General features: G+C 68.8%; 18 protein-coding genes, 2 pseudogenes and 1 riboswitch. Of the genes and pseudogenes, 14 read left to right on the top strand and 6 right to left on the bottom strand.

The annotated features are described in order from the left end of the window. Positions 1 to 152 precede the first annotated feature (152 nt). Genes QUE33_RS07930 through QUE33_RS07940 form a run of 4 tightly spaced genes read left to right on the top strand, consistent with a single transcriptional unit; the run spans position 153 to position 3,641 of the window. Positions 153 to 1,064, top strand: coding sequence for a 5-dehydro-4-deoxyglucarate dehydratase (locus QUE33_RS07930; protein ID WP_286303112.1), 912 nt, complete (start codon positions 153 to 155; stop codon positions 1,062 to 1,064). Then, positions 1,064 to 1,348, top strand: coding sequence for a hypothetical protein (locus QUE33_RS16125; protein WP_350226537.1), 285 nt, complete (start codon positions 1,064 to 1,066; stop codon positions 1,346 to 1,348). The genes QUE33_RS07930 and QUE33_RS16125 overlap by 1 nt, the downstream gene beginning before the upstream one ends. Continuing rightward, positions 1,345 to 2,196, top strand: a complete 852-nt coding sequence (locus tag QUE33_RS07935) for a mandelate racemase/muconate lactonizing enzyme family protein (RefSeq protein WP_350226538.1) — start codon at positions 1,345 to 1,347, stop codon at positions 2,194 to 2,196. Before QUE33_RS16125 ends, QUE33_RS07935 begins: the two co-directional genes overlap by 4 nt. Continuing rightward, positions 2,193 to 3,641 carry an aldehyde dehydrogenase (NADP(+)) gene (locus QUE33_RS07940; RefSeq protein ID WP_378761824.1) on the top strand — a complete coding sequence of 483 codons (1,449 nt, stop codon included), beginning with the start codon at positions 2,193 to 2,195 and terminating at the stop codon, positions 3,639 to 3,641. The genes QUE33_RS07935 and QUE33_RS07940 overlap by 4 nt, the downstream gene beginning before the upstream one ends. 171 nt (positions 3,642 to 3,812) lie before the next feature. Here QUE33_RS07940 and QUE33_RS07945 read toward each other — a convergent pair whose 3' ends face one another. From QUE33_RS07945 to glyA, 3 genes are all read right to left on the bottom strand, one after another. After that, the gene (locus tag QUE33_RS07945) at positions 3,813 to 8,009 is read right to left on the bottom strand and encodes an endo-1,4-beta-xylanase (RefSeq protein WP_286302958.1); all 4,197 of its coding nucleotides are present in this window, start codon (positions 8,007 to 8,009) and stop codon (positions 3,813 to 3,815) included. A gap of 272 nt (positions 8,010 to 8,281) precedes the next feature. Then, positions 8,282 to 9,157 (bottom strand): bifunctional methylenetetrahydrofolate dehydrogenase/methenyltetrahydrofolate cyclohydrolase, encoded by an 876-nt coding sequence (locus tag QUE33_RS07950; RefSeq protein WP_286302959.1) that lies wholly within the window; start codon positions 9,155 to 9,157, stop codon positions 8,282 to 8,284. Positions 9,158 to 9,257: 100 nt separating this feature from the next. Beyond that, positions 9,258 to 10,532: a serine hydroxymethyltransferase gene (gene glyA, locus QUE33_RS07955; protein ID WP_286298943.1), complete on the bottom strand. Its 1,275-nt coding sequence runs from the start codon at positions 10,530 to 10,532 to the stop codon at positions 9,258 to 9,260. 36 nt (positions 10,533 to 10,568) lie between these two features. Then, positions 10,569 to 10,651, bottom strand: a riboswitch (ZMP/ZTP riboswitch). 86 nt (positions 10,652 to 10,737) lie between these two features. On the opposite strand from glyA, the pseudogene nagA reads away from it, so the two are divergent. The 4 genes and pseudogenes from nagA to QUE33_RS07975 all read left to right on the top strand — a co-directional run bounded on the left by nagA (position 10,738) and on the right by QUE33_RS07975 (position 15,268). Beyond that, positions 10,738 to 11,912, top strand: a pseudogene (nagA, locus tag QUE33_RS07960) (N-acetylglucosamine-6-phosphate deacetylase). Between the two features lie 373 nt (positions 11,913 to 12,285). Beyond that, on the top strand, positions 12,286 to 14,463 hold the full coding sequence (locus QUE33_RS07965; protein ID WP_286298944.1) for a sigma-70 family RNA polymerase sigma factor: 2,178 nt from the start codon (positions 12,286 to 12,288) through the stop codon (positions 14,461 to 14,463). A gap of 10 nt (positions 14,464 to 14,473) precedes the next feature. After that, entirely contained in the window at positions 14,474 to 14,845 is a 372-nt protein-coding gene (locus QUE33_RS07970) for a YrdB family protein (protein WP_286298946.1), read from the top strand. A 27-nt stretch (positions 14,846 to 14,872) separates the two neighbouring features. Beyond that, positions 14,873 to 15,268: an NUDIX hydrolase gene (locus tag QUE33_RS07975; protein WP_286298947.1), complete on the top strand. Its 396-nt coding sequence runs from the start codon at positions 14,873 to 14,875 to the stop codon at positions 15,266 to 15,268. An 84-nt stretch (positions 15,269 to 15,352) separates the two neighbouring features. Here QUE33_RS07975 and QUE33_RS07980 read toward each other — a convergent pair whose 3' ends face one another. Next, a complete protein-coding gene (locus QUE33_RS07980) occupies positions 15,353 to 16,132 on the bottom strand; it encodes a glucosamine-6-phosphate deaminase (protein WP_286298949.1) in 780 nt (259 codons plus the stop codon). Positions 16,133 to 16,300: 168 nt separating this feature from the next. Next, a pseudogene (locus tag QUE33_RS16130) lies at positions 16,301 to 17,457 on the bottom strand (ROK family transcriptional regulator). Positions 17,458 to 17,646: 189 nt separating this feature from the next. On the opposite strand from QUE33_RS16130, the gene QUE33_RS07995 reads away from it, so the two are divergent. After that, positions 17,647 to 19,095, top strand: a complete 1,449-nt coding sequence (locus tag QUE33_RS07995; protein ID WP_286298951.1) for a L,D-transpeptidase — start codon at positions 17,647 to 17,649, stop codon at positions 19,093 to 19,095. 105 nt (positions 19,096 to 19,200) lie between these two features. On the opposite strand, the gene QUE33_RS08000 is transcribed toward QUE33_RS07995, so the two are convergent. Beyond that, the gene (locus QUE33_RS08000; protein ID WP_286298952.1) at positions 19,201 to 21,420 is read right to left on the bottom strand and encodes an NADP-dependent isocitrate dehydrogenase; all 2,220 of its coding nucleotides are present in this window, start codon (positions 21,418 to 21,420) and stop codon (positions 19,201 to 19,203) included. 135 nt (positions 21,421 to 21,555) lie between these two features. Here QUE33_RS08000 and QUE33_RS08005 point away from each other — a divergent pair, with 135 nt between their 5' ends. The 5 genes from QUE33_RS08005 (at position 21,556) to QUE33_RS08025 (ending at position 26,569) form a co-directional block, all read left to right on the top strand. After that, positions 21,556 to 22,014: a GNAT family N-acetyltransferase gene (locus QUE33_RS08005; protein WP_286298954.1), complete on the top strand. Its 459-nt coding sequence runs from the start codon at positions 21,556 to 21,558 to the stop codon at positions 22,012 to 22,014. Between the two features lie 197 nt (positions 22,015 to 22,211). Continuing rightward, positions 22,212 to 23,228, top strand: a complete 1,017-nt coding sequence (locus QUE33_RS08010; RefSeq protein WP_286298956.1) for a LacI family DNA-binding transcriptional regulator — start codon at positions 22,212 to 22,214, stop codon at positions 23,226 to 23,228. 293 nt (positions 23,229 to 23,521) lie between these two features. Further along, complete coding sequence (locus tag QUE33_RS08015; protein WP_286298957.1) at positions 23,522 to 24,673, top strand: ABC transporter substrate-binding protein; 1,152 nt, start codon at positions 23,522 to 23,524, stop codon at positions 24,671 to 24,673. Between the two features lie 55 nt (positions 24,674 to 24,728). Further along, the gene (locus QUE33_RS08020) at positions 24,729 to 25,691 is read left to right on the top strand and encodes a carbohydrate ABC transporter permease (protein ID WP_286298958.1); all 963 of its coding nucleotides are present in this window, start codon (positions 24,729 to 24,731) and stop codon (positions 25,689 to 25,691) included. Beyond that, on the top strand, positions 25,688 to 26,569 hold the full coding sequence (locus tag QUE33_RS08025) for a carbohydrate ABC transporter permease (RefSeq protein ID WP_378761836.1): 882 nt from the start codon (positions 25,688 to 25,690) through the stop codon (positions 26,567 to 26,569). The genes QUE33_RS08020 and QUE33_RS08025 overlap by 4 nt, the downstream gene beginning before the upstream one ends. The last annotated feature ends 77 nt before the right edge of the window (positions 26,570 to 26,646 follow it).

Consider the following 26,646-nt stretch of genomic DNA (forward strand, 5'->3'; position numbering starts at 1 on the left):
GCCCGTCTTCTCGGGCCGCCATGCCCAGCAGCTGCTGGGCTGGACGGCCCGCCGCAGCTGGCGCACCGAGCTCGCAGCGCAGAGCTGTGACGGCCAGCAGCCTCCACGACCGGCCGCACCGCCGGCCACCCCCGACGAGCAGGAGCACTCCCATGCCTGAACTGACCATTCCCGACCGCGTGCTGTTCTTCCCGGTCACCGCGTTCGACGCCGCCGACCGGGTGGATGCGGAACTGGTCGAGCAGCATGTCGCCGAGCGGGTGCAGCACCGGCCGGGCGCCGTGTTCGCCGCCTGCGGCACAGGCGAGTTCCACGCCCTGTCGTCCGCGGAGTACGCCGTCGTCGTCGAAGCCGCCGTGCGCGGTGCGAACGGCGCCGTCCCCGTGCTCGGCGGCTGCGGCGGGCCGCTCGGGCACGCCATCGAGTGCGCCCGCGCCGCCGAGCGCCTCGGCGCCGCGGGGCTGCTGGTGATGCCGCCCTATCTGGTGCGCGGCCCGCAGCAGGGGCTGGTGGACTACATCGAGCGCATCTGCGCGGCGACCGAGCTGCCGCTGATCGTCTACCACCGCGGCGCCTCGACCTTCGACCCCGCAGTCGTTCGGGCACTGCTGCGCAATCCGCAGGTCGTCGGCATCAAGGACGGCGTGGGCGACCTGGCCCTGGCCCAGCAGTTCGTGCGTGAGGCGGCACAGGCCGGGCGTGACGACGTGCTGTTCTTCAACGGCCTGCTCACCGCCGAGATGACGCAGGCCGCCTACACGGCGATCGGCGTTCCGCTGTACTCCTCGGCCACCTTCGCGATGGCACCGGACATCTCGGTGGCCTTCTTCGAGGCGCTGCGCTCCGGCGACCTCGCAGCCCAGCATCGGCTGCTCGACGGCTTCTACACGCCGCTGATCGCCCTGCGCGACGAGACGCCCGGCTTCGCCGTCGCACTCGTCAAGGCCGGTGTGCGGGCGGGCGGGCTGCCCGTCGGGCCCGTGCGCGCTCCCCTGACCGACCCGACGACCGAGCAGACCGCCCGGCTCGAGCAGCTGCTGGCGTCGGGCAGGGAGCTGATCTGATGATGTCCTCGCCGATCGCAGCGGTCACCACTCGGCTGCTGCGCGTTCCGCTGCTGCGGCCGTGGGCGGCGGACGTGACCGAAGTCGGCGTGATCGCGGTGACGGTGCGCGCCGAGGACGGCGCGATCGGCGAGGGATTCTCGTGGACGCCGTCGATCGGCGCCCGTGCCGTGCAGGCGATGATCGACGACGACCTCGCGCCGTTCCTGCAGGGGCGTCCGTCCTCCCCGAGGTGTGGGATCAGGCCTGGGTGCACGTGCACGAGGCGGGCGGAGGCGGGGTGACGACCATCGCACTGGCCGGCGTCGACCTGGCGCTGTGGGACCTGCGGGCGCGCCGGCGCAGCCTGTCGCTGACCGAGCTGCTGGGACGTCGGCACGATCGTCTGCCGGTGTACGGCAGCGGCGTGAATCTGCACTACTCACTCGACGAGCTCGTGGCCCAGGTGCGTCGCTGGGTGCAGAGCGGATGCCGTGCGGTGAAGATCAAGGTCGGCAGGCCCGACCTCGCCGAGGACCTGGATCGGGTCGCGGCGGTGCGTGAGGTGCTCGGCCCGGATCGCGAGCTGTTCGTGGACGCCAATCAGCGGTGGGACCTGGATGCCGCGACGCGTGCGATCCCCGCGCTGGCCGCGCACGGCATCGGCTGGATCGAGGAGCCGCTGCGCGCCGACGACCTCGCCGGCCACGCCGAGCTGCGCCGACGCATCGACGTTCCCGTCGCACTGGGCGAGAACCTGCACACCGTGCATCGCTTCCGTGACTTCCTCGACGCCGGAGCCGTGGACGTCGTCCAGCCCAACATCGTGCGCGTCGGCGGGGTGACGCCGTTCCTGCGCATCGCCGAGCTGGCCCGCGAGCGCGAGGTGCGACTGGCCCCGCATCTGCTGCCCGAGCTGTCGGCGCAGCTCGCGTTCGCACTGCCGGAGACCTGCTGGATCGAGGATGTCGAGCAGGCCGGCTTCGCGCAGCTCGGCGCGCTGCGCACTCCGACCGGACTGCGGATCGCCGACGGTTGGGCGACAGGCGGTCCCGCGGTCGGTCTCGGGATGTCGTTCGTCGATGCCACCGCATCCACCGTTCCGGGCGCAACCGCCACGCCCGCCGCACCCGCCGCAGGAGGTTCCCGATGAGCAGTCCGTCCGCCGAGCCGCACCCCGATACGACGCTCGAGGAGGTGGAGCGGGTCGTCGAGGCCGCCGTCATGGCATCCGTCGCCGTCGGCCGCACCGACGACAGCACCCGAGCAGTGTGGCTGCGCGCGATCGCGGATCGGCTCGACGCGCACGCCGAGGAGCTGATCGAGGCCGCCGATGCCGAGACGGCTCTCGGTCGGCCCCGGCTGCCCGGCGAGCTCGCGCGCACCACGGCACAGCTGAGGCTGTTCGCCGGGGTGATCGAGGAGGGCTCGTACCTCGAGGCGACCATCGACCACCCGGATGCCGCCGCCACCCCGCCGATCCCCGACCTGCGGCGCGTGCTGCGCCCGATCGGCCCGGTGGCCGTGTTCGCAGCGTCCAACTTCCCGTTCGCGTTCTCAGTCGCCGGTGGCGATACCGCCTCGGCACTCGCTGTCGGCTGTCCGGTGATCGTCAAGGCACATCCCGGGCATCCGCGAACCTCGGCACTGACCTCCGGACACGTCTCTGCGGCGCTGTCCGCGGCCGGCGCTCCGGAGGGTGCTTTCGCGATGATCAGCGGGTTCGACGCCGGACTCGCGCTCGTCGATCATCCCGGCATCCGTGCCGTCGCCTTCACCGGATCCGTTCCCGGAGGTCGCGCCCTGCATGATCGCATCGCCCAGCGCGATGCGCCGATCCCGTTCTACGGCGAGCTGGGCTCGCTGAACCCGGTCGTGATCACGGCCGGCGCCGACGCGCAGCGCGGTGCCGAACTGGCCGCGGGACTGGCCGGGTCGTTCCAGCTCGGCGTCGGGCAGTTCTGCACCAAGCCGGGAATCGTGTTCCTCCCGCCGGGCTCGGCCGTCGAGCGCGCGCTGCCCGGGCTGCTGCGCTCGCAGCCGCGCATGCTCACCCCGACGATCGCGGCGGGCTTCTCCTCCGGACTGCAGCGCCTGAGCGACACACCGGGGGTGCGGCTGATCGGCGGCGCGGATGACGGCCCCGCCTTCGCCGTGGTCGATGCGCAGACGCTCGTCGATCGCGCGGACGAGCTCACCGAGGAGGTGTTCGGGCCGTTCACGCTGCTGGTGCACGTGGCAGACGATGCGCAGCTGCAGGCCGCTCTGCGCGTGCTGCCGGGCAGCCTGACGGCGACGGTGCATCATGAGCCGCAGGAAGCCGTGCACGAGCTGGTCGGCACGCTGGAGCAGCTGGCCGGTCGAGTGCTGTTCGGCGGCTGGCCGACCGGCGTGGCGGTGAGCTGGGCGCAGCATCACGGCGGGCCCTGGCCGTCGACGAACACCCAGTTCACCTCGGTCGGCGCGACCGCCGTGCGCAGATTCCAGCGCCCGGTCGCCTACCAGGACGCCCCGGAGCAGCTGCTGCCGCCGGCTCTGCGCGAGGAGAACCCGCTCGGCATCCCCCGCCGCGTCGATGGTGTGCTGCAGCTGCCCTGACCGCATCCGTCCGGAGCGACCGTCGGCGAGCGATCGCGTGCCGCACCCGATCTTCGCCCCTGCTGGACTGCACCGCCCCTGCTCAGTCACGTGACTGAGCAGGGGCGGTGCAGCTGAGCAGGGCCGAGGCTCACCGCGGGTGACCACGGTGAGCCTCGGCCCCGTGCCGACTCAGGCGCGTCGGCGCCGCAGCGGCGAGAGCAGCATCCCGGCGACGACCAACACGGATGCCAGCAGCGCCAGCCCCCACGGGAGCATCGCGCCGGTGACGGCCAGCTGGCCCGGTGCGAGCACCGTGATCTCGGCGCTGAGCGGATCCAGCCCCGGCGAGGCGATCACCAGCGTGTGAGAGCCCAGTGCCATATCCGACGGCACGGCGAGGGTGAACGCGATGCGTCCGTCGGCATCCGCGGCGGGAATCCCGGTCACGGTGACCGGATCGCTGTGCAGCGTCGCCGTGATCCGCTGCCCCGGCTGCAGGCCGGTGACCACGACCGGCAGCGAGCCGCCCTGCTCGACCCGTCCGTCGCCGACGTCCAGGGTCGCCCACTGTGCGGTGCCCGCCCCGTCGTCGCCCGATCCGTCGTCGCCCGAGCCGTCCGAGCCGTCGTCGTCCGATCCGTCCGATCCATCGGCGGGCACGAGTCGCGCCACGCCCCAGCGCGCGGTGTTCTGGTAGCCGGTGCCGGTCGGCTCCGCCCAGGTGTGCACGGCGAAGCGCGAGCCGTCGCGGCCGTCGTTGACCTGGAAGTCCAGGCCGTGGAACGTGTCCGCGCCTCCCAGCGGAACATCGCTCTGCCCACCGGACTGGCCCACCAGAGCGATCGCGAGCTCGACGACGTAACCCGTCTCGGTCTCGGCTGTCGCACTCGCTGCCACCCGTGCCAGCTGCGCGGCGGAGTCGCCGGTGCCGAAGGACAGGTCGCCATCCGACGTCACCCGGATCTGGGTGTCATTGGGCCCGTAGCTGCCGGTCTTCGTGTTGCCGAGGTCCAGGAAGAGCTCGACCGAATCGCGGTTCCACGGGTCGCTGTTGCTGTTGTCGAGCGCCGGATCGGTGACCTCGTACAGCACGTACAGCGTGTTGCCCTGCCAGAGGGTGCGCACCTGCGCGGTGGCTCCTGCCGCAGCACCTTCGACCAGGGTCTCGGTGCGTGCCACGGCGGCGTCCGCCCACACCGGGTCCACTGCTCCGTCGATGGACGGTGCCGGCAGCTCCGGGATGTCCAGGTACGACAGCGGTTCCAGGAAGGTGAGCCGTCCGGTGGCCCCCGGCGAGTTCCACGAGCCGGCCACCGCTCCGTCTGCAATCACGCGCAGATCGAAGGCGACCGAGTCACCCGATGAGACGCCTGCATGCGGCACGTGCACGGCGATGAGGTGCTCGCCGTCGACCACCGTCTGAATGCCGTCGAGCGATCCAGCGGCATCCGGTGCCCAGAACAGCTCCTGGTCACCGTAGGTGAACTCGATCCGCTCGGGCGCCACCGCGCTGCGCACGAGCACCGTGAGGTGATCGGGGGTCCATCGGGTCTGGAACCCTCCGATCTGATGCGTCAGGGCGTTCTCCGGGAGGTTGCGCCATTCGATGGCATCCGCGAATCCGTCCTGCAGCGCGACGTCGCCGCCGAACACGTTCGCCGTCGCCACCAGAGCCGGCACGCCGTCAGCGTCGTCCACCGCACCGTAGTAGGCGGGCTTGGCCTGCAGGTCGCCGCCGAACAGCAGCGGCTGCTGCTCCGACCGCCAGGAGCGGTCGTCGGTCAGGCCCCATACTGTTGCGGAGAAGATCTTCTCGTCCGCTGGAGCCTGCGCCTGGTACTGCCGCAGCAGGTTGAACACGTCGCGATAGAAGTGCCCCTGACGGATGCGGTTGGTCTCGGTCGCCGGGTTGATCGTCACATCCAGCTCGGTGATCGCCTGCATCATGCCCAGGCCGGAGAAGCGATCCAGCGCCGCCTCCAGCGAGGCGATCGTGGTGTTGATCGACACGTGGAACTGGTGGCCGACACCGTCGACGGGTACGCCGTCGGCGAGGAGCCGCTTGACGAGCGCCTCGTACTGCGCGCCCTTGCGGTCCTGCTCGGTGTTGTAGTCGTTGATGAACAGCTTCACCGGGCGGTCGACGCCCGCCGCAGCGTAGGTCTCGTTGAAGGCCTTGTCGGCGTCCTCGAACGCGAGGCGGATGAACTCCTCGCCGAGCACGTCGTGCCACCGGCTGGTGCGCAGACCGTCGGGGGTCTCCTGATCAGCCACGACCTCGTTGACGACGTCCCAGGCGACGATGGGGTTCGTGTCCGATCCGTACGGGCCGTAGTCGTCGTAGATCGATCGCGCGATGTCGTCGATGTGCTCGGCGAGGCGGTCGCGCAGGAACTGCTTGTCCGCCGGCGACGAGGTCAGCTCCCGCCCGCTGTCGTCCTGGAAGAACCAGTCCGGTGTCTGCGAGTGCCACACCAGCACGTGACCGTACAGGCGCAGGTCGTTCTGCTGCGCGAAGTCCAGCAGGGCCGTCGCCTCCGGGTGGCGCCGGAATGTGCCGTCCTCGTCGTACCAGGCCTCGACCTTCATGTGGTTCTCGGGCGTGATCTGGTCGAAGTGGTGACGCAGCAGGTCGGCCGCCGCACCCGTGATCTCCCGGGAGTCGATGGCGACGCCCATCGGGAAGTCCACGGTGTCCTTGATCGGAGTCAGCGCCAGATCCACCGGGTTGGGCTCGGGCACGCTCACACGGATCTCGTCGACGAGGAACGTCGCGGTGTTGCCGCTGTTGTACCGGGCCTCGACGTACAGCTCGGCGGCGGTGTCGTAGCCGGGCACGGTGAACTCACCGGACACGCGCGTCCAGCCGTCGGCCGTCGCATCCGCGATCTGGACCAGGTTCGCGTACGACTCCGCGTCGCCGGTCACCGTGCGCATCGAGATCGTCAGCCCCTGGCCGGGATCCTCACCGGCGGCGAACCGCACGGACGCCTCGACACGATAGGTGCTTCCCGCGCGCAGACGATCGGTGACATCCACCTGGATGCCGTCGCCCTCGTGCACCCGACCGGAGACCTCTGCGGCGTGAGCAGTGCCCTCGGCACCGCCCTCGACGACGGTCACGGCCGGGGTGGAGTCGCCGGACCCCGCACGCGCGAACCAGCCCTGCAGCGTGCCGTCCTCGAAGTCCGCTTCGATGAGGTCGCCCTGCTGAGCGGGTGCGGGTGCGCCCACCGGCAGGGTGAAGCGCCAACCGTCGGAGATCCGCTCCGAGACGACGGTCGTGACCGCCTGCAGCGAGGGCTCGCGGTCGCCGCCGCCGTCGTGCACGAGAACGATCTCACCGGGCTTCATGGCCGCTCGCAGGTTCTCTGTGAGAACGGCGGGGTCGGTCTCCTCCCAGTCGCTGATCGTGTTGACCACGGCGAGGGGCTGCATGCCAAGGCTCACGGCGACGGCGGGCGTGGCTCCCCAGCTGCCGTTCGGCGCACGGAAGAACGGCACCTGCGCCTGCGGGTCGCCCAGCGCTTCGCGGATGATCCGCAGGTTCTCGGTGAGGTCGGCACGGATGCGATCGGCATCCCAGGCGCCCATGTCGGCGTAGCCGGTGCTGTGATTGCACAGCGTGTGCCCCTCGTCGACCATGCGACGCAGCAGCTCCGCTCCGCCTGGTGCGGTGATGTTCTCACCGATCACGCAGAACACCGCCTGGAGGTCGTGCTGCTTGAGGAAGTCCAGGAGCTTCGCGGTCGTGGCGCCGTTGGGGCCGTCGTCGAAGGTCAGCGCCGCGACGTCGCCGGTTCCCTGAGCGAGAGCCACCGGCGTGGTGCTGGGGTTCTCCGCGCCCCCTGGCGCGACGTCCCCGTCATCCGGCTCGGATTCGGACTGGTGGGTGATGAGCACATCGTCGAGGTAGAACGTCTCGGTGGCGGGCTCGACTTCGACGTACACCTGGGAGTCGTCCGCGTCGGCGGTGAAGTCGCCGCTGACCGTGGTCCACTCCCCGGCCGGCACCGTGGTGTCGGCGACCCAGTGGTAGCCGTCCTTCACGATGAAGCGCGCCTGTCCGTCGGCGTCGGGAAGCAGCACGCGGGCCGAGAGCGTGTAGGTCTCGCCTTCGGTGAACAGCCCCGTGGGGCTCTGCAGCGTGTGCCAGGTCTCGCTGCGATCGCCGACGCGGAGCACCAGGCCCTCGCCTCCGGCGGGATCCTCGACGGTCTCAAGGGTCGGGTCTCCGCTCGCCGTCCAGTCGCCGAGTGTGCCGTCATCGAAGTCGGCATGCGTGACCGGCTCAGGGTCGGCCGCTGCTGCGGTGAGGGGAACGAGCGGCGCTGCGACCACGGCGGTCGCAGCCAGCAGAGCGAGGAAGGAATTTCGACGTCGCACGGGCGCTCCTTTGCGCGATTATTTGTAGTTACCCACAACATATGTTGTCGCTCATAATCTACGAGAGAAACGGACGCGGCGCCAGTGGTTAACGAAAACGTTATCTATGACATCGGGTGGCTCCTCCGCCGCTCCCGCGCCGCCGCCCGGCGGGCTCCCGCGCCGCCACCCGGCAGGCTTCCGCGCCGCCGCCCCTGCTGAACCACACCGCCCCTGCTCAGTCACGTGACTGAGCAGGGGCGGTGAAGCTGAGCAGGGGCGGTGAGGCCGGGTCAGAGGCGCTCGGCGGCCTCGACGACGTTCGTCATCAGCAGGGCGACGGTCATCGGGCCGACGCCGCCGGGGTTGGGCGAGAGCCAGCCGGCGACCTCCGCGACGTCCGGATGCACATCGCCATAGACCTTCGACTTGCCGGTCTCCGGGTCGGTCTCGCGCGTGACACCCACGTCGAGCACGGCGGCTCCCGGCTTCACGTCGGATGCCTGGATCAGGTGCTTCACACCCGCACCGGCGACGATCACATCGGCCTGCCGCAGGTACGGGCTCATGTCCGGCGTGCCGGTGTGCACCTGCGTGACGGTCGCGTTGATGTCGCGTCGGGTGAGCAGCAGCCCCATCGGCCGGCCGATGGTCACACCGCGCCCGACCACGACGACGTGCTTCCCCTTCAGGTCGTAGTCGTTGCGCAGCAGCAGCTCGATCACGCCGCGCGGCGTGCAGGGCAGTGGGGTGCGGATCGGCGCGTTGACGTTCAGCACGAGACGGCCGAGGTTGGTCGGATGCAGGCCGTCGGCGTCCTTGGCCGGGTCGATGCGCTCCAGGATCGCATCGGTGTCGAGGTGCTTCGGCAGCGGAAGCTGCACGATGTAGCCATGGCAGGTGTCGTCGGCGTTGAGCTCGTCGATCACCGCCTCGACCTCGGCCTGGGTGGCATCGGCCGGCAGTTCGCGCTGGATCGAGTTCATTCCGATCGCCTCGGACTGGCGATGCTTCATCCCCACGTACAGCTGAGACGCGGGGTCGGCGCCGACCAGCACGGTGGCGATGCCGGGCACCACACCGCGCTCGCGCAGCGCCGCGACCCGCTCGGCGAGCTCACTCTTGATCGCCGCAGCCGCGGCCTTGCCGTCGAGGATCTTCGCGGTCATGTCCCGCTCCTTCCGTACAGCCCGTCTATTTGTGCCGAACGCCGCGAATACGGCCCAGAATCGCCACGAAAGGCACAAATAGACGGGTAGTGGTGGTGGGCTACTGCTGCAGGCCGGGGTACAGCGGGAACGCCTCGGCGAGCGTGGCCACTCGGGCGCGGAGCGCCTCGACGTCGGCTCCCGGCAGCAGCGCCAGCGCGATGATGTCGGCGACCTCGGTGAACTCGGCGTCGCCGAAACCGCGGGTGGCCAGCGCCGGGGTCCCGATCCGCAGCCCCGAGGTCACCATCGGCGGACGCGGGTCGTTCGGAACGGCGTTGCGGTTCACGGTGATGTGGATCTCGTGCAGCAGATCCTCGGCCTGCTTGCCGTCGATCTCGGCGTTGCGCAGGTCGACGAGAACCAGGTGCACGTCGGTGCCGCCCGAACGGACGCTGATGCCGGCATCCTTCACGTCCTGCTGCGAGAGCCGCTCGGCGATCAGCGCGGCGCCCGAGATCACCCGCTGCTGACGCTCGGCGAACTCCGGAGTTGCGGCGAGCTTGAACGCGGTCGCCTTCGCCGCGATCACATGCATGAGCGGGCCGCCCTGCTGGCCCGGGAACACGGCCGAGTTGATCTTCTTGGCGATGTCGGCATCGTTGGTGAGGATGAAGCCCGAGCGCGGGCCGCCGATGGTCTTGTGCACGGTCGACGAGACGACGTGCGCGTGCGGCACCGGGTTCGGGTGCAGGCCTGCGGCGACGAGACCGGCGAAGTGCGCCATGTCGACCCACAGCAGCGCGCCGACCTCATCGGCGATCTCGCGGAACTTCGCGAAGTCGAGCTGACGGGGGTACGCCGACCATCCGGCGATGATCACCTTCGGCTTGTGCTCGATGGCGAGTGCGCGCACCTCGTCCATGTCGATCGTCGAGGTCTCGGGGTTCACACCGTAGGCGACGATGTTGTACAGCCGCCCCGAGAAGTTGATCTTCATGCCGTGCGTGAGGTGGCCGCCCTGGTCGAGCGAGAGGCCCAGGAGCGTGTCGCCGGGGCGGGCGATGGCATGCAGCACGGCAGCGTTCGCGCTGGCGCCGGAGTGCGGCTGCACGTTGGCGAACTCGGATCCGAACAGGCTCTTCGCCCGCTCGATGGCCAGCGACTCGGCCACGTCGACCTCTTCGCAGCCGCCGTAGTAGCGGCGGCCGGGGTAGCCCTCGGCGTACTTGTTGGTCAGCACCGAGCCCTGCGACTGCAGCACCGAGACGGGCACGAAGTTCTCGGATGCGATCATCTCGAGGTACGTGCGCTGGCGGTTCAGCTCGCGCTCGAGCACCTCGGCGATCTCGGGGTCGACCTCGGCGAGCGGGGCGTCGAAGTAACGGTCGGTCATGGCGGTCTCCTGTTCACACGGGATTGGGGTGTGTTCCTCATCGGCCCAGGCGCGCGGTCGATTGCAAAGAGGCCGCTCCCCGGTGGTGCCCCACCCAGACGCCAGTCGCGACGTGGAAAAGCTTAGCGGATGCCGGTGCCGCACGCCCAGCATCATGACCGGCATCCGGTGCCCGGCGCGATAGATTCGGTGCATGGCGCATGCGATGACCCTGACGACGGACTTCCACGGCTCGCGGGTGATCCACTCCGCGCGGATCGTCGACGGTGACGGCTCCGTCACCGAGAACGGCTGGGTGCGGTTCGAAGAGGGCATCGTGGTCGCCCGCGGCACGGGATCCGACTGGACGGATGCCGCTGACGTGGTCGATGCGGCATCCGTCGTCGGCGGCGACGCCGTGCTCACGCCCGGTTTCATCGACATCCACGGCCACGGCGGTGCCGGCGCGGCGTACGACGACGGCGCGGATGCCATCCGCATCGGCCGCGAGATGCACCGCTCGCACGGCACGACGCGCGCCGTGATCTCGCTGGTCACGGCGACGATCGACCAGCTCGCCGCTCAGGTGGCGACCATCGCGGATCTCACTGAGACGGATGCCGAGATCCTCGGCAGCCACCTGGAGGGCCCGTTCCTCGACCCCGGCCACCACGGTGCGCACGAGCCGTCGCTGCTGCGCACCCCCGACCCGGACGCCATCGCGCGGCTGCTGGCTGCGGGGCGCGGGACGGTGAGACAGGTCACCCTCGCCCCGGAGCTGCCCGGGGGCTCGATGCGGTGCGCCAGATCGTGGCATCCGGCGCCGCCGTCGCCGTCGGACATACGAACGCGGATGCCGAGATCGCCCGCGCCGCGTTCGAAGCCGGTGCATCGATCCTCACGCACGCCTTCAATGCGATGAACGGGATCCACCACCGGGCACCGGGGCCGGTGCTGATCGCGGCGGCCGACCACCGCGTGGTACTGGAGGGCATCGCCGACAACATCCACCTCGATCCGCACGTGATCAAGCTGCTCTTCGACGCGGCGCCGCGTCGAGTGGCGCTGATCACGGATGCCATGGCCGCGGCCGGCAGCGCCGACGGGCACTACGACCTGGGAGCGGTGAAGGTGACGGTGACGGATGGCGTCGCGCGCGCCGACGACACTGGTTCGATCGCGGGTTCCACCCTCACGCAGGATGTCGCTCTGCGGCGTGCCGTCGACGCGGGTGTCGAGCTCGGCGAGGCTGTGCGTGCGTTGACGGCGACGCCGGCGAAGGCCGTGGGGTTCGGCGAGTCACTGGGCTCACTGAGGCGCGGCTTCGTGGCGGATGCCGTGCTGCTGGATGGAGATCTCGCGGTTCGCGGTCTGTGGATCGGGGCGGCGCCGACGCGCTGATCACCGCGGCGCAGACGCTGCCGAAGATGATGAGTGAGGCCGCCGCTGTCCCCACAGCGGCGGCCTCACCTCCCCTGAGCCGACCGGATCGGAAGCTCCTCCCCGAGGTCTCCGATCCCGTTCTGCTTCGATGCGATACCCCCGGCATCGATCCCCTCCGCAACCGGCCCCTCGCCAGTCGCTTCGGACGTGCTCTACGAGAAGAGACGGCCGACCCCTCGATTCATTACGCCGGTGCGAGGAACTTTTTCGCGTAGATCCTGAGAGCGCTCTCGATCGGTTCTCCACAGGGCTGGCCTCCGCCGGGATTTCGAGCGAGAATGGAAAAGACGCGTGATGAAGTGACCATTCACGCGTCTCTTCTTTGAGAAGCATGTCCGCCACACGAGCGCGGAACATCCGGCAGGAGTACAGGGACGACGTGAACGACCGCAGTGCCGAGGAATCAGCATCCGCTGACTCCGACCTCGTGCTGCGCACCCGATCGGGTGACGCGGAGGCGTTCGGCGAACTCTGGCGACGTCACTACCGCTCCGGGATGACGGTCGCGCGGTCGATCACCTCATCGATCGACCCCGATGACCTCGTGCAGGAGGCCTACGCGCGCATCTATCAGGCGATCCTCAAGGGCGGTGGGCCCAACGGCTCCTTCCGCGCCTATCTGTTCACCAGCATCCGCAACACCGCCGCGGCCTGGGGCCGCGCGCGCCGCGAGACCGCCATCGACGAGCTCGAGACGGTCGCCGACCCATCGAGCACCGACGCCGCAGCCGACGAGGAGCTCGATCGCGGGCTGACCGCACAGGCCTTCCGCTCGCTGCCCTCCCGCTGGCAGGAGGTGCTGTGGTACTCCGAGATCGAGGGGATGAAGCCGGCGGCGATCGGCTCGCTGCTGGGAATGAGCGCCGGCGCGGTCTCGCAGCTGACCTTCCGCGCCCGCGAAGGTCTGCGCGAAGCATGGATCCAGGCCCACCTGCGCAGCGTGGACGACGAGTCCGAGTGCAGGTGGACGATCGAGCACCTCGGCGCGTATGCGCGCGGCAACCTCGGTGTGCGTGCACAGCAACGCGCTGACCAGCACTTGCAGGATTGCGCTCGCTGCATGATCGTCGCAGCCGAGGCCAAGGACGTCTCCAGCCGGCTCGCACTCGTGCTGCTGCCTCTCGTGCTGGGCGTCAGCGGCGCATCGGCCTACCTGGCGACTCTGCAGGGCGGCGGAACGCCGATCGTCGCGCTTGCCGCCATGCCCTCGAGCGTCGTCGAAGGGGCCGTCGTCGCCGGTTCCGGGGGCGTCGCGGCCACTGGTTCAGGAGGCACGACGGGTTCGGCCGGGTCGGGTGCGGCCGGTTCCGCCGCTGCCGGATCCACGGCATCCGGTGGTGCGACTGCCGTCAGCAGTGCCGGCGTCATCTCCGGCATCGGGGCACTGGTGGGTGCGGGGTCGGCTGCACTCGTCGTCGCCGGCGTCGTCGCGGCCGCAGCCGTCGTTCCAGGGATGCTGACCGGATCGCCGGCGACCTCGCAGCCGAGCGCCTCGGATTCCGAGCCGTCGTCGATCTCCTCCGAGGTGGTTCCGGATGCGACGATGTCGATCGATGATCCCAAGGTGATCGAGATCGACGAGCAGAGGACGCCGAGAGTCGATCCGGATCCGCGCGCAGATGCCGACGAGGCATCGCCCCCACAGCAGGAAGCCGACGTGGCTGCACCTCCCGCCGACGACGAGTCGGAGCAGGAGCTGGAGCCGGCTCCCGACCCCGGCGACGTCACCGATCCGGGTGGGGACGATGCCTCGCCTGGAGACGGTGAGGAGGAACCCGGCGCCGAAGAGCCCGGGGACGGTGAGGAGACGGAGGAACCCGGGGACGGCACCGAGACCGACACGGAAGAGCCCGGCGACGGCACCGAGGAGCCCGGGACTGGCACCGAGGAGCCCGGAACCGACCCCGGGACCGAAGAGCCCGGCACGGATCCCGCACCGGCGCCGGTGGAACTGTCATGGGGCACTGCGACCGTGATTCTGGATTCCAACTCCCGCACGCACATCTACGTTCCCGTGACAGGCACCCCCGGCAGCACCGTGCAGGTGTGGCTGAACAGGCAATCCGCCCGCAGCGATCAGATCACGCTCGGCCCTGATGGCACCGGCACCGCAGACTTGCGGCCGAATGTCGTGGAGCTGATTAGCAACACGACCGTCGGATTCCGCTACGTCACCGACGACGTCGCTGGAGAATGGACGACGACCACGCTGCGATCGCTGCTCCCGCCGCCCTGGGGCTCCGGCACGCCCGCTCCCGAGCCCCCAGCGACTGAGACTTCCGACACGACGCCTCCTGAGACCGCGGCGAACGAACCTGCTGAGTCATCCGAGTCTGGTTCGAACCTGGTGTCGACGGCGCCGCCATCCCCTGCCTCCACCGACGCCGACGCCGACGCCGACGCCGAGGCACCCACAGCCGAGCCCGACGCTGCAACGCCCGACGTGCCGGCGCCCGACGAGTCCGACGGCACGGACCCGGCGTCCGTCGACACAGCACCCGCCGAATAGACTTGAGGGCATGTCCCAGGATTCCGTCGTCGACGGCGGCGTGCGTCGCGCCGCCCTGACTCCGCTCGATCTGATCCGCGTCGTCGTGCTGCTCGTCGCGCTGGCCACCTTCGCACTGTGGGGGTTCGGATCCTGGCTTATGCCCTGGAACATCGTGGTCGGGATCGGCGCTCCGGTTCTGACGCTGCTGGTATGGGCGCTGTTCCTCTCCCCTCGGCCGGTGCTGCATCTGCATCCGTTTCTGCGTGCCGTCGTCGAACTGCTGATCTACGCCGCCGTGACCCTCGCCTGGTGGTCGCTCGGGCAGGCGTGGGTCGGCATCGCCTTCGCCGTGGTGGCCGTGGCGGCCGGCGTCATCGCCGGGCGCCGAACCCTCGCATGAGCACTCCAGCCCAGAAGGTGGGAGCCGATGCCTGACATCCGGGTGAGCGCCGCCGTCATCGTCGATCATGCCGGCCGCGTGCTCGTGGTCCGCAAGCAGGGCACGACGCGCTTCATGCAGCCCGGCGGCAAACCCGAGCCGGGCGAGACAGCGGCCGAGACGCTGATCCGCGAGCTGGACGAGGAGCTGTCCCTGCGCGTGGACGAGTCCGATCTCGAGCCGTTGGGCACCTTCGTCTCCGCGGCCGCCAACGAACCCGGTCATCGGGTGATCGCCGATGCGTTCGCGCTGCGCGCCGAGCCCGATCAGGTCGTCGTGCAGGCCGAGCTCGCCGAGCTGCGCTGGCTGGAGCCCGGCGACCGCACCAGCGTGCCACTGGCGCCGCTCAGCGAGGAGCACCTGCTGGCGTTCGCCTGGCGCTGACACAAAGCCCGTCTATTTGTGCCGTATGCCCGGTTTCCACGGCGTGTCGCGCGCATACGGCACAAATAGACGACGGGCGGGGAATCACAGACCCTGCCAGGCCGGCTTGTTGGCGTAGCTGTAGCGGTAGTAGTCCGCGAGCTTCAACTCAGATGCGGCCGCTTCGTCGAGCACGACCGTCACATGCGCGTGCAGCTGCACGGCGGATGCCGGAACCATGGCGCTGATCGGGCCTTCGAGCGCCGCGGCCACCGCTCGCGCCTTGTTCTCGCCGAAGGCGAGCAGCACCAGGTGTCGTGCACGCAGGATCGTGCCCAGCCCCTGCGTGATGCAGTGCTGCGGGACGTCGTGGACGGAGTCGAAGAAACGCGCGTTGTCTTTGCGGGTCTGCTCGGTCAGTGTCTTGATGCGGGTGGTGGATGCGAACGACGAGCCCGGCTCGTTGAAGCCGATGTGGCCGTCGGTGCCGATGCCGAGGATCTGCAGATCCACGCCGCCGGCGGCGACGATGGCCGCGTCGTAGTCGTCTCCAGCGTGCTGGATCGTCTCGATCGCCCCGTTGGGCACCCGGATCAGCGCGGGATCCAGGCCGAGAGGTTCGATGACCTCCCGGGTGATGACCGAGCGATAGCTCTCGGGGTGCTCCGGATCGATGCCGACGTACTCGTCGAGAGCGAACCCGCGCAGATGCGAGACGTCGTGCCCCGACAGGCGTCCGCGCAGCGCCTCGTAGACCGGCAGCGGAGTCGACCCCGTGGCCAGACCCAGCACAGGTTCCGCAACCGTATCGATGAGCCGCACGATCTCGTCGGCGACGAGCGCCCCGGCGATTTCCTTGTTCTCTACGATGACGACTTCAGCCATGATCGGTGATCTCCTTGAGTGTGTCGAGGTGCGCTGCTGCGCGGTCGAGCGGGGTGGATGCCGGGTTCGCCGCCGGCGGGCGCGTCGGGAGGCAGGTCAATCCTCTCATCGGGACGCTGCGCATGCGGCCGTGGGGAGCGGTGCGCGCACGCCCGATGCACCGCCCCGTCACGTCACGCCCAGCTGGGCCGAGAGCACGGTCACGGCTGCTCCGCGGATGACGATGTCGTCCTGTTCGCTGAGCCGGAAGGTCACGTCCTCGAACACCCCCTCCAGTGTCCGCGCGCGCAGAGCCGTGGTGGCCGCGTCGATGAACTCCCCCGCGAACAGCTCGCCCGGCCCGGAGATCACGATCTCGGAGAGGTCCAATGCCGCCACGATGGGCGCGATCGCGATGCCCAGGCGCGTACCCGCGTCCGCGAGCAGCGCTGCGACGCGGCTGGGTGCGGCCGAGATCTCGGCGCTCAGCCGAGGGACGTTCACCCACGCCTCCAGGCATCCGATGCGCCCGCAGGCGCAGACCGGGCCGCCATCGGTGCCGACCACGACGTGGCCGATCTCCCCCGCTGCGAAGCGTGCACCGATCAGTGGCCGTCCTCCCGTGATGATGCCGGCTCCGACCCCCTGCCGATGCGGACGAGCATCACGTCGGAGCGTGCGCGGCCGAAGGTGTACTCGGCCAGGAGAGCGACATCGGCGTCGTTGCTCACCACCGCGGGGAGGCCGAGCTCCCCGGCGATCAGGTGCTCCAGGGGGAAGTCCTGCCACGAGAGATTCGGGGCGCTGAGGATCGTCCCGTCACCGCGCACCACACCGGGACTGCCGACCCCGATCCCGAGGATGGGCCTGGTCGCTGCGGCGATCAGTTCGCGTGCCAGATCCGATGCCGCTCGATAGGTCTGCTGCGAGCCGGGCTGCACGGGCAGCGATACCGACCTGCGGCAGATCACGCGTCCGCCCAGGTCGAGCACGGCGCCTTCGAACTTCGACGTGCCCGACAGATCGATCCCGATGATCTGATGCCCTTCGCGATCGATGTCGATCACGATCGCCGGCTTTCCCGGCCCGCTGGCGTGGCGCACGCCGATGTCGTGGATGATGCCATCGGCGATCGACTCGGCGACCAGATCCGAGATGGTCACCCGGGTCAGACCGGTCTCGCGTGCGAGGTCTGCCCGGCTCATTGCTCCACCGTGGTAGAGCGTCTGCAGCATGAGGGCGCGGTTGTGCGCACGTGCCTGCTCGGGCAGCGCTTTCGTCGCCGAACGCAGGTGCCGGCCCGGTGCAGCCACCGGCAGCGACCGCTCGCCCTGTGACGATTCCATATTTGTTAGTAGAGCTTACGAACTAGGTTCCGCGCAAGACGCCGCGTTGCACGGCACGCGGCGCAGGGCGCGCAGGTTATCAAAACGTTACTGCCGCTGTCCACCGAGCGGACCATGAGCAGTCCTGCCGCCGCCCGGCGTCCCGTACCATGAAGAGGTCAGTCACGTTGTGTCCTTGGGGGTGAGTTCGTGACCGATCTGATCTCCGGTCCCGGCACGGATGCGATCCCGTCCTCCTTCGTGGACGACGCTCTGCCGCCGCACGACGGTCACCCCGTGGAGTGGGCGCCGGCTGAGCCGGCACCGCGCAAGCGTCGCCTGGGGCTGTGGATCGGCCTCGGAGCGGGCGCACTGGCACTCGCGGCCGCAGGGGCCTCCCTGATCCTCATCGCACCCGGCACCACCGTCGCCGGCGTGCCGGTGGGAGGAATGACGCCGGGCATGGCATCCGCCGCGATCAGCAGCCGTCTGGCATCGACCGAAGTGGAGCTGACCGGCGCGGGTGCAGGCGCCACCCTGACCGGCACCGACCTCGGCGCCAGCGTGGATGCCGGCGCCCTGGCCGAGCAGGCGTTCGCCGATCGGCCGCTCTGGAACCTCGGCTCCTGGATGGGCGATCCGATCGGCGCCGAGGTGAGCCTGGATCCGACCGCCGCCGAGCGTGCGCTGCGCGCAGCCGTCCCCTCGAGCTACATCGATCCGGTGGACGCCGTGGTCGCGTTCGACCCGGCATCCGCCGCCTACACCGCCACACCCGCCGCGTCGGGCACCGGCATCTCGGTCTCGGATCTTGCGGAGGCGTTCACAGCAGCGTCGGACGAGGGCGCCACGACATTCTCGTTCTCGGGGGATCCCACCGAGGTGATCCCGGCGATCACCGATGAGAAGGCTGCGGCGACCGTCGAGAACCTCAACGGGATGCTCGCCGAGATCGGCTTCTACGTCGGAGACGAGCGCACAGTTCCGGTCGCCCCTGAGGTCGCGGCGAAGTGGCTCCACATCGACCAGGTCGACGGAGAGCTCGAGATCACGGCCGATCAGTCCGCCATCCAGGGCATGGTCGCCACGCTGCCCGATCTCGTCAACCGCGACGTCGTCGACGCGACGAAGGTCGTCGATTCGAAGGGCGAGGTGCTGCGTACCCTCGTCGACGGCAAGGACGGCAGAGTGCTCGGCGACACCACCGGCATCGCATCGGCCTTCGCCACCGATCTCGGCGATGGCAAGGCCGCGTTCGAGCTGCCCGTGACCTCCACCCCGTTCGAGACCACGACGCTGTTCCGGCGCATCGAGGTCGACATCAGCGAGCAGCGCACCTATCTGTTCGAGAACGAGAAGCTCGTCGACGCCTGGGCGACCTCGACCGGCCTGCCGGGCACCGACACGCCGCTCGGGCACTTCCGAGTGTTCGCCCACACCGCCAAGCAGGACATGGGCTGTTTCGAAGGAGCCTCGTACTGCACCAAGGACGTGCCGTGGAACACCTGGTTCGCGCCGAACATCGCCTTCCACGGTGCTTACTGGCACAACAACTTCGGCCACCGCATGAGTCACGGCTGCGTCAACCTCCCGCCACGCATCGCCAAGCAGGTCTACGACTGGTCGCCGGAAGGCCTCGAGGTCTGGGTGCACAGCTGATCCGGAACGCGGCTTGTCCGGGACGCTGCTGATCCGGCGCGCCCGGTCCGACACGCAGAAGGGGGCGGATGCCGATCGGCATCCGCCCCCTTCTGCGTGCGTCGATCAGGACAGCGCGTCGATCACGCCGTTCAGCGTGGCGGACGGGCGCATGACGGCCTCGACCTTGTCGGCGTCCGGACGGTAGTAGCCGCCGATGTCGGCGGACTTGCCCTGCACGGCATTGAGCTCGTCGACGATCTTCTGCTCGTTCTCTGCCAGGGTCGCGGCGATCGGGCCGAAGGCCGCCGCGAGATCGGCATCCTTGGTCTGCTTCGCCAGCTCCTGCGCCCAGTACAGCCCCAGGTAGAAGTGGCTGCCCCGGTTGTCGATCGTGCCCAGGGCGCGGCCGGGAGAGCGGTCCTCTTCGAGGAAGGTGCCGGTCGCCGCATCCAGGGTCTCGGCGAGCACCCGCGCCTTCTCGTTGCCGGTGCGATCGGCGAAGTGCTCGAGCGATGCGGCGAGAGCGAAGAACTCGCCCAGCGAGTCCCAGCGCAGGTAGTCCTCGGCGATCAACTGCTGCACGTGCTTGGGCGCGGAGCCGCCCGCACCGGTCTCGAACAGCCCACCGCCGGCCAGCAGCGGCACGATCGAGAGCATCTTGGCGCTGGTGCCGACCTCGAGGATCGGGAACAGGTCGGTCAGGTAGTCGCGCAGCACGTTGCCGGTGACCGAGATGGTGTCCAGTCCCTGACGCATGCGGGCGAGCGTGTAACGGGTGGCGTCCTCGGGGGCGAGGATCATGATCGTCAGTCCCTTGGTGTCGAGCGTGGCGAGCCCCTGGTGCACCTTGGCGATGATCTGCGCGTCGTGCGAGCGGTTCGCATCCAGCCAGAACACGGCGGGCACGTCGGTCGCGCGGGCCCGGGTGACCGCGAGCTTGACCCAGTCCATCACCGGGATGTGCTTGGTCTGTGTGGCGCGCCAGATGTCGCCCGCGCCGACCTCGTGCGAGATCAGCACGGTGCCGTCGCTGTCGAGGATCTGCACCACGCCCGCCGAGGAGATCTCGAACGTCTTGTCGTGGCTGCCGTACTCCTCCGCGGCCTGCGCCATCAGCCCCACGTTCGGCACGGTGCCGATGACGGCGGGGTCCAGCGGGCCGTTCGCGATGACATCGTCGATCACGGCCTGGTAGACACCCGCGTAGGACGAGTCCGGGATGACCGCGATGGTGTCGGCCTCGCCGCCGTCGGCACCCCACAGCTTGCCGCCGTTGCGCACCAGGGCCGGCATCGACGCATCGACGATCACGTCGCTGGGCACGTGCAGGTTGGTGATGCCCTTGTCGGAGTTCACGTACGACAGGCGCGGCCCGTCGGCGATCGCGCGCTCGAACGCCGCCGCGATCTCGTCGCCGCCGGCGATGTCGGACAGCCCCGAGAGGATGCCGCCGAGCCCGTTGTTCGCATTCAGCCCGGCCTCGGCCAGCTGTTGACCGTACTGGGCGAAGACGTCCTTGAAGAACGCCTTCACGACGTGACCGAAGATGATCGGGTCGCTGACCTTCATCATGGTGGCCTTGAGGTGCACCGAGTAGAGCACGTCGTCGGCCTTCGCTGCCTCGAGCGTCTCCGCCAGGAACGCATCGAGATCCTTCGCGGACAGGAACGTCGCGTCGATGATCTCGCGCGGCAGCACCTTCAGCCCGTCCTTGAGCACCGTGATCGTGCCGTCGGCGGCGACATGACGGAAGCTGAGCGTGTCATCGTGCGCGGCCACCCAGGAGCGCTCGTTGTGCTTGAAGTCATCGTGACCCATGGTCGCGACTCGGGTCTTCGAGCCCTCCGCAAAGGGCTTGTTGCGATGCGGGTGCTTCTTCGCGTAGTTCTTCACTGCCAGCGGAGCGCGGCGGTCGCTGTTGCCCTCGCGCAGCACCGGGTTGACGGCGGAGCCCTTGATCTTGTCGTAGCGTGCGCGGACGTCCTTCTCCTCGAGGGTCTTCGGCTCGTCCGGGAAGTCCGGGATGTCGAAGCCCTTCTGCTGGAGCTCGGCGATCGCGGCCTTCAGCTGCGGGATGGATGCCGAGATGTTCGGCAGCTTGATGATGTTCGCCTCGGGAAGCGTGGCGAGGCCGCCGAGCTCGGCCAGCGCATCGCCGACCTGCTGCTCGGGAGTGAGCTTCTGCGGGAAGGTCGCCAGGATGCGACCCGCCAGCGAGATGTCGCGCGTCTGCACCTCGATGCCCGCCTGGCCGGTGAAGGCCTTGATGATCGGCAGGAAGGACGCGGTGGCCAGAGCCGGCGCCTCGTCTGTGTGGGTGTAGATGATGGCGTCGTCGGTCACCGGATCTCCGTTCGCGGGGCAGATTTTATCTCGATACCAAGATACCCGAGTCTGCTTTCCCGCAGGTTCGGCGTGTTTCGACACTGCCAGCTGTTTCCACCCCGGGATCGGCGAGGAGGGGCTAGCCTGGGTTTCATGTCGGAACTGCGCGTGGTCGAACTTTCCGCGGCGACGATCGTCGCCGTCAACAAGCTGTCCCTCAAGCCCGGACAGGAGCAGTACCTGGCTCCGGTGTCGTACGGCATCGCCGCCACGGTCGTCAACCCGCAGACCTCCTGGCAGCGGGTCGTTCTCGACGGCGATCAGGTGGTCGGCTTCGTGAGTGCGAGCTTCAACGCCGACACGCCCGACGAGAACCTCCGAAATGTGCTGTGGCGCATCAACGTCGATGCCGACGACCAGGGGCGCGGTGTCGGGCGCTTCGCCGTGAAGACTCTGATCGACGAGGCCCGTGCGCGGGGCGTCGATCACGTGAACGTGATCTACGAGGCAGGCGACGGGGGTCCCGAGGCGTTCTTCCGCCGCGTCGGATTCGAGCCTGTCGGCGAGACCGAATATGCCGAGGTCATCGCGCAGATCCGAGTCACGGACTGAACCGGCGGCGGGGCCTCGGATTCCCTCCCCCACCGAGACCCCGTCGCCGCCCCGGCTGAACTGCGGACTTCCGCGCTTTCGACATATTTGTTGGAATTTGCCACATACCCCTTGCGCGGGAACCTGTCACGGCCTACCATCAGAGGGAATCGAAGCGCTTCGACGAAACGCTTCCGCACAGCGACGATGGAGTTCTGATGACGACGATCCACCAGGTGGCCGAGGCCGCTGGCGTGTCGATCAGCACCGTCTCGTATGCGCTGAGCGGCAAGCGACCCGTGTCGGAGAAGACACGCCGGCGCATTGAGGAGGCCGCAGCAGCACTGGGCTACATGCCCGATGCCGGTGCCCGGATGCTCGCGGGGCGCCGGACGCACATCTTCGCCCTCACCGAACCGCTGCGCGCCGACACCCATGCCCCCACGCACATGGCCTTCGTGCTCGCGACGTCGATCGCCGCACGCAGGCACGGCTACGACGTGCTGCTGCTGACCGATGAACAGGCATCCGTGGGCATGAGCCGCGTCGCATCGAGCCGGCTGGTGGACGCCATCCTCGTGCTCGATGTCGCACCCGACGATGCCCGGGTCGAGATCGCCCGCTCCATCCGCACGCCGACGATCTTCATCGGCCTTCCCGACGACGCCGAAGGACTCACCTGCGTCGACATCGACTTCGAGGCCGCTGGGCGACTGGCCGTCGACCGGCTCGCAGATGCCGGGCACACCGCGATCACCCTGCTCGGCCAGCCCGCCGTCTCATACCGCACCTCCAATTTCTCCCGCCGTCTGCGGCGCGGCGTCGAGTCGGGCGCGCAGGCACGCGACATCGCACTGGAGACGACGTGCTCGGGCGAGCTCGCGACGGATGCCGGCGTCGTGCGCGCCGTCGTGGAGGCGGCTCTTGCTCGCGGCGATCGCGCCTTCGTCGTGCACACCGTGACCGATGCGCATGAGGTGCTGCTCTCCGTGCTGGCCGACCACGGCCTCCGCGTCGGTCACGACGTCTCGGTGGTCTCCGCCGCGACCGCTTTCGATACCTCGGATCTGCGCACTCCGCTCGACACGATCCCTCTCGTGCCCAGCCAGTCCTGCGATCTCGCGGTCGAGATCGCACTGCACCGCCTCGAGGACAGGACTTCCTCGCCCCGCATCCACCTGATCCCACCTGAATACCACCCCGCCGGGTCGGTCCGCACACTCGCGGATCGATGACGCCGGACGTGCGACGCACCCGTTCGCGCGGAGTCGAAACGCTTCGACGATGCGCACCTCCCACAACTGAAGAACCCTCCCGAAGAAGTGTTCGGCCCACCGGGCCCTGAGAGAGAAGGAGTGCCGACGATGGCACACATCAACCGCAGAACGCAGGCGCTGGCAGCACTCGCTGCGATCACCGCCGCAGGCATCGCCCTCACCGGCTGCTCCCCTCCGGAGGCTCAGGCGACGGCGGAGACGGCGACGGCCAGACGCTCAAGCTGTGGCACTACGAAGGTGCCGACAGCGCCATGGGCAAAGCCTGGAACGAGGCCATCACCGTGTTCGAGAAGGAGACCGGTGCGAAGGTCGAGTTCGAGGAGAAGTCCTTCGAGCAGATCCAGAAGACGGCCAGCCAGGTGCTCGACACCGACGCGGCTCCCGACCTGATGGAGTTCAACAAGGGCAACGCGACCGCCGGCTTCCTTGCCTCGACGGGTCTGATCTCCGACATCTCGGATGCCGTGGACGAGTACGGCTGGGGCGACAAGCTCGCCCCGTCGCTGCAGACCACGGCGAAGTACACCGACGACGGCGTGATGGGCGGCGACACCTGGTACGGCGTGCCGAACTACGGCGAGTTCGTGGGCGTCTACTACAACGAGGACGCCTTCGCCGACGCCGGACTGGAGATCCCCACCAGCTACGACGAGTTCGTCGACGTGCTCGATGCGTTCGTCGCCAAGGGCATCACCCCTCTCGCCGAGGCCGGCGCCGAGTATCCGCTCGGCCAGCTCTGGTACCAGCTCGCGCTGCTCAAGGGCGACCGCGGCTTCGTCGACGACTACCAGCTCTACAAGAGCCCCGTCGACTGGCAGGGCCCCGTGATCACCTCCGCGACCGAGACGCTCAAGGAGTACGTCGACAAGGGCTACATCGCCGACGACGTCTCCTCGATCAAGGCCGAGGACGCCGGAGTCTCGTTCATCAACGGCACCGCGCCGATCTTCGTGTCGGGCTCGTGGTGGTTCGGGCGATTCGTCGCCGAGGCGACCGACTTCGACTGGACGATGACGGCCTTCCCCGGAGCCGACCTGTCGCTCGGCTCCTCGGGCAATCTCTGGGTCGTCCCCGAGAACGCCGCGAACAAGGAGCTGGCGTACAAGTTCATCGACATCACCATGCGCCCCGAGATCCAGGCCATCATCGGCAACAACGGCGGCCTTCCCGTGGCGGCGAACCCGGATGACATCACCGACGAGAAGAGCGCCGAGCTGATCGCGACGTTCAACGGCATCCTCGACAAGGACGGACTGTCGTTCTACCCGGACTGGCCCGCACCCGGCTTCTACGACGTCATCGTGCAGCAGTTGCAGGGTCTGATCACCGGCGTCAAGGACGTCGAGGAAACCGACGCCGGCCTCGGCAAGGCGTACGACGAAGGAACCGCGGACTTCCGCTGACCGACCGCCGGGGCGGCACGCGCTGCCGCCCCGGCCCTTCCGAGGAGCGCTCGATATGACTCTCATCACACGGCCCAGACGGACGGCGCTGCCGCCCGAGCAACCGGCGATCCCGCAGGGCAAGGGCGGCACGAGTGCCTACTGGATCTACCTGCTGCCCGGCTTCGTGCTGCTGCTGGTGATCGTGCTCGTCCCGCTGGGCTGGAACGTGTACCTCACCTTCCAGAAATGGCGGGGTGTGCGTGCACCGGAGTTCATCGGACTGGCGAACTGGCAGAAGCTCTTCACCGACGAGGACTTCTGGACCTCGTTCACCAACTCGGTCTGGATGATCGTCGCCATGGTTGTCGTGCCCACGATCCTGGGCCTGCTGGTGGCTGCGCTGCTGTTCGATGTCGTGGGCCGCAAGTTCGGCGGTCGTGTCGCCAGCTTCCTGCGCGCCACGTACTATCTGCCGCAGATCCTCCCCGTCGTGGTCGCCGGTATCGTGATCGGCTGGATCGTGCGCCCCGACCGCGACGGCGCCCTCAACCAGATGCTCGGCTGGCTGGGCATCCCCGCCGTCGACTGGCTCGGCCAGATGCCCTCGGCGCTGATCGTGCTCATGGTCGTGATGGTGTGGGTGCAGCTGGGCTACCCGGTGGTGATCTTCATGGCAGCGCTGCAGCGTGTGGATCCCGAGCTGTACGAGGCAGCCGAACTCGACGGCGCCAACTGGGCGCAGCGCTTCCGCGCGATCACCGTCAGCATCATCCGTCCAGAGATCTTCGTCGTCACCCTCACGTGCACCATCGCCGCGCTCAAGGTGTTCGGCCCGGTGTACGTCATCACCCGCGGCGGCCCCGCCGGTGCCACGCTCGTCCCGGCCTACTACGCGTACCAGGAGTTCTTCACCAAGCGGAACATCGGCTACGGCGCGACCATCGCGACCGTGCTCACCGTCGTCGTGGTGATCGTGTCGATCGTCTTCATCCGCGTGCAGAACTCCATGGAGCAGAAGGAGAGGGCGGGACTGTGAGTGCCACCACCGCGATCGTCACGGGCAAGCCGACCCGCCCCCGCGGCGGCATGACCCGCAAGCAGCCCATCGACTGGCTGATGCTGGCGTTGGTCGTCATCGGCGCCGTGCTCGTGCTGATCCCCTTCTATCTCGTCTTGGTCAACTCCTTCAAATCGCCCGTGGACTATGCCACTTCCGGCCCGCTGGCGCTGCCGCACGAGCTCGACTTCACCGGCATCTCGGCGTTCTGGGAGCGGGTGAACTTCCCCGAGAAGGTGTGGAACTCCATCCTCATCTCGGGAGTCGTCTCGGTTCTTGCGGTGTTCATCTCCATGCTCAACGCCTTCGCGATCGGCATCGGCCGCATCCGTGGCCGCAGCTGGATCGTGCTGCTGTTCCTGATGGCCAACCTGCTCCCGCAGGAGGCGCTGCTGTACCCGCTGTACTACATGTTCAAGAGCATCGGCCTCTACGACAACGTCTGGTCGGTGATCATCGTGTTCACCGTCATCCAGGCCGCCTTCGGCACCTACCTGCTCTCGTCGGTGTACGGCACCTTCCCGAAGGAGGTGCTCGAGGCCGCCTCGATCGATGGCGCCGGGCGCTGGCAGATCCTGTGGCGGGTGGTCTTCCCGATCAGCCGCCCGACCCTGTCGGTGCTGCTCATCTTCTTCTTCATCTGGACGTGGAACGAGTTCCTCATCCCGCTGACCTTCCTCGCGTCGAACGCCAACCAGACCGTCCCCGTGGCGATCAGCGTGCTGCAGGGCGACCGCCTCATGGACGTCACGACCACGAGCGCGTCCGCACTGCTGGGCATCATCCCGACGCTCATCTTCTTCCTCATCTTCCAGCGCACGCTCACACGCGGCATCACGGCAGGAGCAGTCAAGTAATGAAGTTCACCGATGGTTTCTGGCAGCTTCGGCCCGGAGTCACCGCCCTGTACGCGCAGGAGGCGTACGACATCGAT

It is taken from the genome of Microbacterium suwonense (genome assembly GCF_030296555.1).
Classification (GTDB): domain Bacteria; phylum Actinomycetota; class Actinomycetes; order Actinomycetales; family Microbacteriaceae; genus Microbacterium; species Microbacterium suwonense.

Coding starts and splice junctions, on each gene's coding strand:
- QUE33_RS07975 (WP_286298947.1), top strand. CDS start 14,873: ATGCCTGACATCCGGGTGAGCGCCGCCGTCATCGTCGATCATGCCGGC.
- glyA (WP_286298943.1), bottom strand. CDS start 10,532: ATGACCGACCGTTACTTCGACGCCCCGCTCGCCGAGGTCGACCCCGAG.
- QUE33_RS07970 (WP_286298946.1), top strand. CDS start 14,474: ATGTCCCAGGATTCCGTCGTCGACGGCGGCGTGCGTCGCGCCGCCCTG.
- QUE33_RS07980 (WP_286298949.1), bottom strand. CDS start 16,132: ATGGCTGAAGTCGTCATCGTAGAGAACAAGGAAATCGCCGGGGCGCTC.
- QUE33_RS07940 (WP_378761824.1), top strand. CDS start 2,193: ATGAGCAGTCCGTCCGCCGAGCCGCACCCCGATACGACGCTCGAGGAG.
- QUE33_RS07950 (WP_286302959.1), bottom strand. CDS start 9,157: ATGACCGCGAAGATCCTCGACGGCAAGGCCGCGGCTGCGGCGATCAAG.
- QUE33_RS07930 (WP_286303112.1), top strand. CDS start 153: ATGCCTGAACTGACCATTCCCGACCGCGTGCTGTTCTTCCCGGTCACC.
- QUE33_RS08015 (WP_286298957.1), top strand. CDS start 23,522: ATGGGCAAAGCCTGGAACGAGGCCATCACCGTGTTCGAGAAGGAGACC.
- QUE33_RS08005 (WP_286298954.1), top strand. CDS start 21,556: ATGTCGGAACTGCGCGTGGTCGAACTTTCCGCGGCGACGATCGTCGCC.
- QUE33_RS08010 (WP_286298956.1), top strand. CDS start 22,212: ATGACGACGATCCACCAGGTGGCCGAGGCCGCTGGCGTGTCGATCAGC.
- QUE33_RS08020 (WP_286298958.1), top strand. CDS start 24,729: ATGACTCTCATCACACGGCCCAGACGGACGGCGCTGCCGCCCGAGCAA.
- QUE33_RS07965 (WP_286298944.1), top strand. CDS start 12,286: ATGTCCGCCACACGAGCGCGGAACATCCGGCAGGAGTACAGGGACGAC.
- QUE33_RS16125 (WP_350226537.1), top strand. CDS start 1,064: ATGATGTCCTCGCCGATCGCAGCGGTCACCACTCGGCTGCTGCGCGTT.